The 12,054-nt window shown below is 35.0% G+C and carries 12 protein-coding genes, 2 other RNA genes and 1 riboswitch; of the genes, 3 read left to right on the plus strand and 11 right to left on the minus strand.

All coding sequences use genetic code 11. From position 1 onward, the window contains the following. Positions 1-91 precede the first annotated feature (91 nt). The 4 genes from NSS74_RS15820 to NSS74_RS15835 form a co-directional block, all read right to left on the minus strand. Positions 92-817, minus strand: a complete 726-nt coding sequence (locus NSS74_RS15820) for a P-type ATPase (protein WP_002141062.1) — start codon at positions 815-817, stop codon at positions 92-94. 354 nt (positions 818-1,171) lie between these two features. Then, positions 1,172-1,337: riboswitch (M-box (ykoK) riboswitch) on the minus strand. Between the two features lie 203 nt (positions 1,338-1,540). Continuing rightward, positions 1,541-1,927 carry a DUF350 domain-containing protein gene (locus NSS74_RS15825; protein ID WP_002086561.1) on the minus strand — a complete coding sequence of 129 codons (387 nt, stop codon included), beginning with the start codon at positions 1,925-1,927 and terminating at the stop codon, positions 1,541-1,543. Beyond that, complete coding sequence (locus NSS74_RS15830) at positions 1,924-3,159, minus strand: glutathionylspermidine synthase family protein (RefSeq protein WP_002030852.1); 1,236 nt, start codon at positions 3,157-3,159, stop codon at positions 1,924-1,926. Before NSS74_RS15830 ends, NSS74_RS15825 begins: the two co-directional genes overlap by 4 nt. 3 nt (positions 3,160-3,162) lie before the next feature. Beyond that, positions 3,163-3,474 carry a hypothetical protein gene (locus tag NSS74_RS15835; RefSeq protein ID WP_002030849.1) on the minus strand — a complete coding sequence of 104 codons (312 nt, stop codon included), beginning with the start codon at positions 3,472-3,474 and terminating at the stop codon, positions 3,163-3,165. An 83-nt stretch (positions 3,475-3,557) separates the two neighbouring features. Here NSS74_RS15835 and NSS74_RS15840 point away from each other — a divergent pair, with 83 nt between their 5' ends. Beyond that, on the plus strand, positions 3,558-4,007 hold the full coding sequence (locus NSS74_RS15840; protein ID WP_002030848.1) for a hypothetical protein: 450 nt from the start codon (positions 3,558-3,560) through the stop codon (positions 4,005-4,007). 55 nt (positions 4,008-4,062) lie between these two features. Here NSS74_RS15840 and ssrS (NSS74_RS15845) read toward each other — a convergent pair. The 5 genes from ssrS (NSS74_RS15845) to NSS74_RS15865 all read right to left on the minus strand — a co-directional run bounded on the left by ssrS (NSS74_RS15845) (position 4,063) and on the right by NSS74_RS15865 (position 6,164). After that, a non-coding RNA gene (gene ssrS, locus NSS74_RS15845) (6S RNA) lies at positions 4,063-4,246 on the minus strand. Between the two features lie 21 nt (positions 4,247-4,267). Beyond that, a non-coding RNA gene (gene ssrS / locus NSS74_RS15850) (6S RNA) lies at positions 4,268-4,450 on the minus strand. A gap of 116 nt (positions 4,451-4,566) precedes the next feature. Next, on the minus strand, positions 4,567-5,400 hold the full coding sequence (locus tag NSS74_RS15855) for a sulfurtransferase (RefSeq protein WP_002030847.1): 834 nt from the start codon (positions 5,398-5,400) through the stop codon (positions 4,567-4,569). Positions 5,401-5,402: 2 nt separating this feature from the next. Next, positions 5,403-5,675, minus strand: a complete 273-nt coding sequence (locus NSS74_RS15860) for a YpbS family protein (RefSeq protein ID WP_002030845.1) — start codon at positions 5,673-5,675, stop codon at positions 5,403-5,405. 21 nt (positions 5,676-5,696) lie between these two features. After that, on the minus strand, positions 5,697-6,164 hold the full coding sequence (locus NSS74_RS15865) for a GNAT family N-acetyltransferase (RefSeq protein WP_002030843.1): 468 nt from the start codon (positions 6,162-6,164) through the stop codon (positions 5,697-5,699). Between the two features lie 72 nt (positions 6,165-6,236). Here NSS74_RS15865 and NSS74_RS15870 point away from each other — a divergent pair, with 72 nt between their 5' ends. Next, positions 6,237-6,491, plus strand: coding sequence for a DUF3931 domain-containing protein (locus tag NSS74_RS15870; RefSeq protein ID WP_000369740.1), 255 nt, complete (start codon positions 6,237-6,239; stop codon positions 6,489-6,491). A gap of 3 nt (positions 6,492-6,494) precedes the next feature. On the opposite strand, the gene NSS74_RS15875 is transcribed toward NSS74_RS15870, so the two are convergent. Together NSS74_RS15875 and NSS74_RS15880 are read right to left on the minus strand one after the other, a co-directional pair. Further along, positions 6,495-10,154 (minus strand): dynamin family protein, encoded by a 3,660-nt coding sequence (locus tag NSS74_RS15875; RefSeq protein ID WP_002030841.1) that lies wholly within the window; start codon positions 10,152-10,154, stop codon positions 6,495-6,497. Between the two features lie 218 nt (positions 10,155-10,372). Further along, the gene (locus NSS74_RS15880) at positions 10,373-10,528 is read right to left on the minus strand and encodes a hypothetical protein (protein ID WP_002011935.1); all 156 of its coding nucleotides are present in this window, start codon (positions 10,526-10,528) and stop codon (positions 10,373-10,375) included. A 354-nt stretch (positions 10,529-10,882) separates the two neighbouring features. Here NSS74_RS15880 and NSS74_RS15885 point away from each other — a divergent pair, with 354 nt between their 5' ends. Further along, positions 10,883-12,046, plus strand: a complete 1,164-nt coding sequence (locus NSS74_RS15885; RefSeq protein ID WP_002030836.1) for a DUF418 domain-containing protein — start codon at positions 10,883-10,885, stop codon at positions 12,044-12,046. The last annotated feature ends 8 nt before the right edge of the window (positions 12,047-12,054 follow it).

Raw genomic sequence — 12,054 nt, forward strand, 5'->3', positions numbered from 1 at the left:
CACGTAAGGTTATATATAGATTACCATTCTACGTTTTTGTTCAACTTTGTCTATTATACATTGTTTTTGTATATTTAGCATCATTAACACATTAAGGCATTCTACCGCAACAAGTATGAAGTATTCCTGAATACGTATTTTTACCTGTCGAAACAACTACAGCCTTTGCATTTCCGTCAACAATATACGTACCTTTGAAACATACATTTTCAAGTTCAAGTGGATTATAGTCTTTCATCCGTTTTAATGGAATAAATCGTTTACGTTCAAGATGATAGCAACTTTCAAATTTCTCAATACTAGCATCGTTTCCTGTCAGCATAGATTCATTTACTAATAAATCATTTGCATAAATAATACGTACATCTGCTGGCACTGTATCGCCCTCTGCAAGAAAAATCATATCTCCAGGTACAAGCTCTTGTACTGGTAATTTCATCATTTTTAGTTCACTGTTTAGCCCTGTTACGCTACAGCCAGCTACTCTAGAAACAGTAACTGTTTCACATTGTAATTCATCACCCATATTTTGTTTTGAAAGACCTGGGATCATTCCACTTAGCTTCATCATTACTTCCGCAATACGCGCTCTTTTTGAAGTTAATTCATTTCGTCCGTATACTTGAATACGCTTTTGTGCCTCTTTCATAGATAGTCCGTCTCTTGTTGTTTTAAAATACGCAAATACAGATTTTACATCTCTTGTTGCGATTTCAATTAATAAATCTTTATTTTTTTGAAGCATTGTTTGTTCTTTCATTGCTTTTTTACTTAATTTATACGAAGTGTTACCCACACTTTTATTTACATATAACATATTATCGTCTCCTCCTTTACAACATAGGAAGAAACGCTTTGTTTCTCAATTTATCCACTTTACTGTGAAAGTGTCTAGCGCTTAAATACTCGAATAAACGCTACATTATGATAAATATAGAGGGAGGAACAAGTCGTTTCCTGCCTACATCATATATTTTTGATTTGAAGTATATGGGTAACGGAACCGAGTCAGAATTTGACATGCTCCTCACCTCCTCTTTAATTTTTTAGTTATAATCTATACTATGAAATTACTCATAGTTTGCTAACAAAAAAGACCCTTACTCATAAGAGAGCAAAGGTCATTGCATACACAAATAAGCGATTCCTAATATAATACAATTAGAAATCTATGGACCTCTCCCTCGCCGAGTTTTAGCACTGTATAGCATAGGTTCATTACCAGCTACGTTAAGAAAAACCTTAATTCGATCATTCCTGTTGACCCATTGGCGTCTCTCGACATTTTTGGGCAGTAGCATTTCTCTATACAGGAGCCTCACCTAACAGAGACTTATTATAATTACATAGAAAATGTTACTCTTATTTAAAATAGATGTCAACACTTTGTATGGAAACTTGTCCTTATTACAATAACTATCTCGAGTTTAGTACACTAATACGCATCCTGCTCAGCGTTCGGCTACATAAATTAATTGAACACATATTGCAAAAAATTAGCAAATGAAAAATAAAACCCTTACGTTAAAATGTAAGGGTTTTAATACGTTACACAACCAGCAATTACAATTCCGATGGAAAGTGATAAAAACATAAGGAAAAGACCAACTGCTTGATTATCTTCTTCAAGACTTTTATTAATATTAAAACGTGGTGTAAGCCATTCCGCTAAATAAAAGACAATAATTTGAGCTAAGATCCCAACAGCTCCCCATGAAACCATATCAAGAATTGAAATAGAATTAGCAGCCGTTGAATATAAAACGATAGCAAGACCAAGTAGTCTTCCTCCAAGTACATAGCTTACCGCTTTATTCCCTTGAGCCATTAACTTAAATTCCTTAACTTTCGTTGTCACTTCCATAAGAAAAAGACCGATACACAAAAGTACAAGTGATACTGCTAAATATAGTAAAAAATTAATCATTTATTTTCCTCCTTCTTAATACCTACCGGTAAATAATACGATTCATTTCCCGTAATTTTTTCTCCGGCACGTATACCGATGCTGCTCGCTTTTCCAGCAATTAAAAAAGCCCCAAACACGTACGACAGCTTCTCAATTCCTTTTTCAGTTTCCAAAAATACAACTGGAAGCTCTGTATATTTCTGAAATATAGGCAGTGACGATTTATACGTTTTATGTGCATTTCGAATCATAATATTTGTATCCTTATTACGAATCGTAATCGTGTCACCTTCCCTACCGAACGAAGGTTTTTGAACGAAAGGACTTTTCCCCAAAAATAAATCTGGCTCTAAATATGTAGGAAGCATATATTCTTTAATCCACTTTTGTTCCTCACTTGTGTAAAAAGCACCTTCTTCTGCTAATCCCCAAATAAGACATTGAATTGATTTCGGCTGAAGTAAAAAGGCCGACAAAGGATTTATAATAAAAAGCTTTCCTTCTTTTACAAGTTGCAAAAGTTCTACTCCCACCAAATCCCCCGTTTCGGGATCTTGATCTTCAATTAAGTCTTCAATTGGATATGTTTGGCGATACAAAACATCAATTGGTACACCATCTCTATCTACTAAAGCATCATCTGTAATTCTAAGTTCTGTCATTGGCATCACTTTATTTTCAACATGGCATAGCCCACTCAAATACATAGTCGTATTCCAATCTTCTATATGTTCAGGATGAGCTGTGAAAACAACATTTGGATCTTCCATTCCTTTTGTAAACTCCATTACGGCTTTTGTAATACCAGAAGAAAGTAAGCGCTCTTGATTTGCATTTGGATCATCATAGCCTAATTCTTCACAAACTTTTCCATTCATTTGAAAGCATTCCACAATAAAAGTTGGAGTATCACTATTAAACTCAAGCATTTTAATACGATTATCCTCTGTTAAAGCAAAATCAAATCGTGAAATAACAGATTCAGGATACATCCCTTTCAGTCTAATAAAAGGCAAGCTTGCAGTTGGAAAACCGAGTTCAAGAAGCTGTTCATTAGATACATTCCGAAGAAGTCTAGCAGTCTTAAAAAATATTTTCCCCATTCGTTCAGTTGCTACTTGTAATTGTTTCATCGTTTGCTCTGTTATCGGGAAAACATGAAACAAACTATACTCACATTCATATAAATCCGACCAGAAATGAGGATAATTCGAATAAAATTCTTTTCGTTTCTTTATGTATTGCGACATATTTCAACCTCCAAATCCACCTTTTGAACCGCTTCCAATTCCACCTTTAAATTCGGCCGAAGATTGATAAGTTTTAAACTCTGATGAATTTTTGAAGGTGGATTTATTTTGATAGTATGTACCACCATAAAAGTAATGTCCACGATAACCTGAACTACTATCATCACACTGCCAAACACCAAGTTCATCATCCCAATCCCAATCAGAACAACTATTATCATTCGGTTCGGGGGGAATATCTTGCGCGCAGCCAAATAAAGTGCCCGTCATTAAAGATGTTAGGACACTACCTACTAGCCATTTCGTTTTTGTCACCTTTGCACTCCCCTTTTTAAATTATATTTCTATTATATAAGATGTCATGATAAAGTAGAAGAAAAAGGAAGAAGAGGGATAAAATGCGATTGGAATATCGGCTCAATGATGAAACAAACGGGTATCCAGCTTTATGGAACTACGCAAATATTTCTAATTCTGAAATTGTCGCGCGCATGACTTGTGAATATTTTATAAAAGATGGAAATACATATATCGTTACTGCAACTTCAGTAGATCCAGACGGGACAGCAGTGTTATATATACAAAAAGAAGTTTTTTCCAACGACCCTTCAGATCCTACATACTCGCACATAGGTTTTGAAATTAGAGAGCTAAAGGAAACCTGCTCAATTATGATAGAAAGTAAAGATATTTGGAATTACGAGGATATCTTACCCTCTCTCCATTCAGATATTATATATATTCAACGGGATGGAATACATTTGGAATTCACCCTCGATTCAAGAGAAATTGATGAAGACCGCAAGTGCTATATTTATTATGGGAACTTTACAGGTAAATCGAGATAACATGAGTATATTTATTCAACAAAAAAACCTTACGTATAAAACGTAAGGTTTTTTATATAGTCCCACATATGCCGTTATCTATAGATGTCCATAAACCTGCTCTCACAGGTGGATGTTCTCACAAATGTTTGTAACTTCCTTCTTAAAAAGATGGCCTGCTATCTACATTTAAATATTGAACTTCCGCATTATACTTATTGGTTTAAGACATACACAAGCTACGTACACCGTAGGAATTTTATATACTATTAGTTGAAATAAGACCCCCGCAAGTGCCGTCTCTCGTAAATGTCCAAAAACCCGCTACTCGCAGGTGGATGCCCTCACAGTTACCGTATATCTTCCTCCACAAGGAAGGCTTGATAATGGTCACTAAATATTGAGCTTCCGTAAAACTAACATCGGTTTTAGACATAAATAAGTTACGCACACCGCAGGATGTATTATTTACTTGTCGTTATATTATCACATTGTTTCCAATGTGTAAAATATAATTTTTTTGAAGCAATCTCTTGCTTGTGACCTTATTTTAATACAAATTATTTTTGCATGCAAGTGATTAATCTTCTTCTTTTGCAATTTGATTTTCTGGATAAGAAATCCAATCACTCCAGCTACCTGTATACAATTTAACATTTTGAAAACCAGCTAATTTTAATGCAACTATGTTCGGACACGCTGTAACACCAGAACCACAATATACGATTGTTTCCTTCTCTTTATCAAGATTTTGGAAACGCCCTTGCTGTTCCTCTTCGTTTTTAAAGTGTCCCGATTCTAAAATCCCATCTTTCCAAAAATAGTTTACTGCCGTCGGAATATGCCCTGCCTTCGAATCAACGAGCTCTTCCGCACCAGCATAACGTTTTGGTTCCCTAGAATCAATTAATGTCATATTTGCACCTGCACGAATTTCCCCTCTCACATCTTCCATCGTTACAAGCATATTTTCTTGTATTTCCGGTATAAAAGGTTTTCGTGCAATAACTGGGATATTCGGCGTTGTGTGTAATCCATTCTCTTTCCAAGCTGGAAATCCACCGTCTAATATATACACTTTCTCATGTCCTACATAGTTTAATAACCACCATAAACGAGAAGCCATTGCACCAGCTTGACTGTCATACGCAATCACTGTCGTATGTTCATCAATTCCGGCCTGTGAAAGCTTGTCTGCAAACTCCTCAATATTTGGCAACGGATGGCGGCCACCATGTTCTGCTACAGGACTTGATAAATCTAAATTTAAATCAAAATATAACGCATGAGGAATATGTTCTTCCTCATACTTCTCTCTACCCCAATTAGGATTCGCTAAATCAAATCGACAATCGATTATACGGACATTCTCATCTTCTATATGCTCACGTAACCATTCGACTGTAACAACCATCTTTAACGACCTTCTTTCTCTTGCAAACGACCTACATACTCCATAACCATATCTTTTGTAACAAGTTTACGCTGCAGTGTAACACCATTTTTTGCAAGATCATTAATTTGCTTTGTTACAACATTAATGATATCAACCGAAAATTCTTTCCCCTTTGACGCAAGAGATACGGCTGCTTCAATAGCTGCTTCACGCTGCGCATCTAATTGTAAACATGCTTTTACACTTTCATTTTGTTTACGAGAATGTGCTGTAATTGCTTTATGTACTTCCATCTTCTCTTCCCCCTAAATAAGTTATACGTTCTTATTCAATTCCATTGCAAGCCGAATCATATCACGACATACAATCCCATTTTCAATAATCTCTTCTTCATAATGCTTTGAAAAGTAATCAAAATCAATAGAAAAAATACGAAATCCACATTTTTGATATAAAGCAAGTTGTGAAACACTAGAATTGCCTGTACCAACTTCAAGTTTTGACATACCATATCCTTTAGCAGTTTCTATGGCATGACTTAATAGCTTCTTTCCAATCCCTTTTCCTTGCAAATGCTCTACAACCGCAACGTTCATAATTTCCATCGTCTTCGGCCTTGTTTCCAAAAGAACATATACACCGATAACACTCTCCTCTTGCTTAGCTACATATGTTAAGCCTCTTTGTGCATATGCATCAATTTGCTGCTCACTTGGATCAGCAAGCAATAATAAAGGTTTCGGTATAGCTTCTTTCGAAATATACTCTATTACTACGCCCATAAAAAATTCCCCTTTCTCTATTGTTCTAATCCCTCCTTGTCTACCATAAATAATAGAAAGGAGGGATTCATCATGGACAACAATGAAAAAAAGTGCAACGTCATCTCTATTGATGGAAAGAAGAAGAAAAGCGACACGTATTCCTACCCAAAATTAGTAGTAGAAAACAAAACATATGAATTTTCTTCATTCGTCTTATGCGGTGAAACACCAGACGGCAGACGCCTCGTTCTTACTCATATGATTTCTACCGATGAATTTGCTGGGTTTGTAAAATCTTTAGATACTGTACTACAAAAGAAAATTGAACGAATCTTTTTTTCATAACAGCTATTTAATATAAATTTCTTTTTCAATTTCTACTAACTGCCTTTGTAGCTCTTCTTTACTTTGTTCGTATAGTGATACATCAATTGTTTCAGCTAAAGCGAATAATATACTTTCATAATAATTCTCAACATCTTGCTGCATCACTTTTTGGAATAGGTTCCATTTTGCATCCCACTCTTGCTTATAATGATGAACGAATAAATCTTCTTCATCAACTACATAGTTTGATACGAAAGGTTCTAACACTCCTTTAGCGTCTTCTTGCATAAAAGCTTTATCATTTTTTTCAAAAAAGCTTTTCTCATTTTTAAAATGTGCTAGTGCCTTTTTAAAATCTTTTATTTCTATTGAAGGAAACGGCTCTTTATGTGTAATAATTTTATATTCATAATCCACTGTTCCACCCATAGAAATCGATTCATTTTCCACTTTGCAATTCACAACAATTTCATCCTTTGCACGCTTCATCGCTTCATCTATCCATTTTTCAAGACGTAATGATGTCGCACGCATTTCTTGTAATAAATCATGTTGAATAAATGAAACTAATTCCATTACACATTGCTGCAACTGCATTTTCACATTCCCATCTGTTCGTAACGACGCCGGATTAATAAATTCAGTAAACACATCGTTATAGCGTAAAAATAGACGTTGGTGTACATAATAAAGCAATTCTTTCACTTCATTTTGCATTGCTTGCTCTTCAGCAAGTACACTATATGATGAAATAATATGAAGTAGCTGATTACGCTCTGCTTCATATTTTTTTGTTTGCTTCTCTTTCTCATCATTTCCCTGCTTTGCGCCATTTATCATATTTACAAGAAGCTGATTCGCTCCTTGCAATGCACCATATAAAGCATGCACAGATACAAGCATTAAATCCCTCATCATAAAGGACGTAAATGATTCTTCAAACTTAGTAATCCCGGAGTTTTGTAAAATACCATACTTTTCTTTATCAATACTTTTCCCTTGCTTTTCTTCAAGCGCACATAAACTTGAAATTGCAAATAAACGTGGATTTCTAATACCGTATTGCAGGAGCTGATCCGCAATATAACCTTTTACCATTTCAAGTTCTTCTTCAGATTGTGCTAAATCGGCAGCATTTATTAAGAAGAACATTTTATCAAGTGCAAATGTATCCTTTACACGACCGAGCTGAATTAAAAATTCACGATCTGCACGAGAGAAAACATGATTATAGTATGTTACGAATAAAATAGCATCTGCGTTTTTAATATACTGGAATGCAACATCCGTATGGCGCGCGTTAATAGAATCCGCCCCTGGTGTATCTACAAGAGCTACTCCTTGCCTTGTTAAAGCACAATCATAATAAAGCTCCATATACTCAACAAAGCATGATTTTTCTTCATTAGCTACATAATCAGAGAACTCCTCTAACGTAACTTGTAATTGTTCCCCTAAATGATTAGCAACTGCCTCATATCCTTTTTGTACCGCTCGCAAAAAGCTAAATGTTGTTTTTTGCTTCCCGCTTGGTGAAGGGTATTTCATAATTTGATCAATTTTCGTTAACGCTTCTTCCAATGTAGCAATTTCATAATGAAACATTTTATAAACAGCTTTCATATCTTCTAACAGCGCTTGCTCTGATTTAAACTGGACAATTACCGTTCCATGTTGTTTATCTTCTGTAACTGGCAAAATTTGATTTATTGTTGCTGTCGTTGGGTTTGGCGATACAGGAAGCACCTTTTCACCGAGCAATGCGTTAGCAAATGATGATTTCCCAGCACTAAAAGCTCCAAATAACGCTACTGTAAATTGCTTCGTTTCTACACGCTGTCTTTTTCCAACTACTTCTTGCTGTAGATGTTTCAGTGTAGGCAATGGATCTAATATCGTTTCGGCTTTCTTCACTTTTTCTAATATACGCTGAATATTTAAAGCTTTCGTTCCTTTAATCTCTTCTGCACTAGCCGCTACGTTATCATTTACAATTTCTTGCTCTTGTAGTTTAAACTTCTCACTAACAACTTGTTTTTTACTTTGTAATATTTCGTCTATTTGCAATCCATCTGGTATAGAAACATTTTCATTCCAAATATCTCCTAAATAGCTCTCATATTCCTCATACGTCTTAATGTACTGTAATTTTGTTTCTTTTGCTGTTTGTAACATCGTGTATTTTTCAATTTCTTCTTCAATACGAGCAATCTCTATCTTCACTTTCTTCTGCAATATACCCGTACTTTTTCCAAAGATTTGCTGTGATTTCATAAAGTATCTTTTCTTTAACTCATTTGCAACGTCAGCAGTATAAAGAAGTAAGTAATCACCGGTAAATCCAGCCCCCTGTTTAATTGTTTCAGCCAACACTTCCGGTCCGAAAGCAATTTCTAACGCATATATGTCTTTCCCTATTTCCTCTGTAAATAACCCTTCTTCTTTTAAGAAGGATACAATAAATTCTTTCACATGAAAATCAAGTTGCGTTTCAACAGTCTTTTGAAGAGCAGAATAAAAAGCATCTACACGTCTCTGTTTTTCTTGCTCCGTCTTTCCTTTCGCAAATAACAAGCCAACTTTAAACTTCGTTAATTTCGTTTCTAAATATTTATTTGCCAATTCTCTCATTTCAAATGGCATTAAATACGCGTTATCTAATATGTCTTGTAAACCTTTTATAAATTCATTTCTCACATCAGATTCTTTACTAGCCACCCGATTTTTATTTTCAGTTAACTCTTCCTTTTTTTCAACTATCTCTGAAAGTGACAGTGGTGATGTTAATTCTTCTTCATATTTCATGAGATGTTTTTCATTTTCAGAAAGAATAAACGAACAATGTTCTTGCAGTAAATATTCTGTTTCTCGCTCCATTCCCTTTCTTACATACTGCTCTTTTTCTTTCATGATAGAAAAGATTAATGCTTCTAAACTTTGAATTTCATTGTATGGATGATTCATCATTCGCAATGATGTATAGAAAATACCATCTACTTCAATATCCCAGTTAGAAAAAGACTGTTTTACACTATCTCTATACTCTTCAAACGATAACTCATTTGCTTTATGTTTATCTATTTGGTTTACAACGAGATAAACCGTTTTATTACGTTGTTTCAATTCTTTAACAAACTGTAAGTTAACCTCTGATTGGACATGGTTATAATCCATCATATAGAAAATAACATCTGCTAGATGCAGTGTTGATTCCGTCGCTAATTGGTGGGCATCATCCGTAGAATCAATTCCGGGCGTATCAACTAACATAACCCCATCAGGAATTGGCGCATCATTTCGATAAATATGAACACCAATTACTTCATCACCGTCTTTACATATTTGTTTTAATTCTTCTGCTGAATATGCGCCGTCATATTCATACTGTTCTCCTGACTTAATCGTTACAACAACACGATCAGATCCTCTTTCAATTTTAACAACGTTAGCACTCGTTGGAATCGGACTTGTCGGTAATAATTGCGCTTTATATAGGTGATTCATCATTGTCGATTTCCCCGCAGAAAAATGACCACAAAAAGCTAGCATAAGCTGCTCTTGTTTATATTTTTGAATCACTTCAAACAACTTCAAACTATTCTCTACATCGCCGTTTTTTTGCCACTCTTCATAAAAACAAACAAGTTTTTTCATACCGTTTGTCTGTACTATGTTTGTCATCCCCTTGTTCCCCTTTATCCAAGATGTATATACTTTATCCCGCTATTTGTGGGCAGTAAAAACCCGTTTCGTGCGGGCTAGTAATCAGTGAGGGATAGACCTCCCCGCTGATTAAAGTTTCACTTTATTATCATACTAAATTTTCAGCATATTCACATCAAAAATAAAAAATCCCTTTCATTCTTTTTACAAATGAAAGGGATTTTATGTAATATTATTCATTTTGTTGTTCCTACTCCATTTAAAACATACTTTGTAACACCAACATATATAGCAATCGTTCCTGCAACAAGTGCATACACCATATTAACACACCAACCTTTTTTGATAATGATTATCACTTTTGAATACATTTTATCATTAAAGAGAATCATTATCAACAAATTTCTAAAAAAAGAAAGCTCCTTCGGGAAAAGGAGCTTTACTGCCTGTTTTAAAGAAGTTTAAAACTTGCTGTGCACTCTTATTATATCTCATAATACACATCTTAGCAGTTTTAAAAATTGGAAATAACCTATATACCCTCCTCTTTACATTTTGTATAATAGAGTGAAACTGTAATTAGTGGGGATATTTCCCATCCCCACTAATTATTAGTTGAACCAATCGGGCTTTTACAAGCAGCCCGACTCCCACCTAACTTCCTCGTATTCACTGAATTTTGAGGTGGGAGTCTTACTGCTTGTTAATGCGGGATAAAAGGGAATTACTTAATAAGGAGGAAAATAATGACACAAAATATTTCACAAGGCGAGAGGATACATTCCATCGATATTATTAGAGGAATAGCTGTACTAGGTATTTTTCTTGTTAACTGGCCTGTTATCGCTGGGATCGACTCACGTGATCTTTCAGGAGTCTATGAGGGGCTAAATAGCTATATCCGTCTATTTTACGATATGTTTATTCAAACAAAGTTTTATACTATCTTTTCGTTTTTATTCGGCCTAGGCTTTTACATTTTTATGACTCGTGCTGAAGCGAAAACGGATCGCCCAAAAACTTTATTTGTTCGTCGCTTGCTCATTTTATTATTATTTGGTTTCTTGCATTACGTTCTTTTATGGGACGGAGACATCTTACATAGTTATGCCATCGCTGGATTTTTCTTATTGTTATTTTATAAGAGAGAGCCTCGTACTATTTTAATATGGGCAATCGTTTTATTAAGTATTTTTCAATTTCTTATGCTAATTGCTAGTATTGGTATTGCCTTCATGCCAAAGGATGAACTTGGGTTATCCTTACCAATCATGCCACTTGAAGACTGGGTGTCACAAATACAAAATCGTTTCCATGCATTTTATGCTGATGGAATTGGACTAAACGCATTCATGCTCCCAGAAACAGTTGGGCTATTTTTACTTGGTTTATATGCCGGTAAAAAGGATATTTTCCGCCGTACGAAAGAGTTAGATCCAAAGCTTAAAAAATGGCAAATTATTATGTTCATTTTAACATTGCCAATGTGGTTCTTCATGGTCCGCTATTTCTTATCAAAACCATCTTATGAACCAATTTATATGCAGGGCTTTACAATGTTTAGCGGAAAAACATTATTCATCTTCTACATTTTCACGCTTATGCGTTTATTACAGAAAGAAAAATGGCAAACATTATTACGACCATTCCAATATGTTGGTCGAATGGCGTTAACAAATTACATCTCGCATACAATTGTTACGTTACTTGTATTCGGACTATTGTTCAAAAATGATTATCTTGCTCCATTATGGGTAGGTCCTCTATTTTGCATTAGTTTCTATACGTTACAAATCTTTATTAGCCGCTGGTGGCTATCACGTTATCAATACGGGCCACTTGAGTACATTTGGCGTCTTGGTACGTACGGGAAAATGATGCCACTTAAAAAGAAAAGCAAGGTCTCGTAACGAGACCT

This window comes from Bacillus sp. FSL E2-8868, from assembly GCF_038005505.1.
Lineage (GTDB): Bacteria > Bacillota > Bacilli > Bacillales > Bacillaceae_G > Bacillus_A > Bacillus_A mycoides.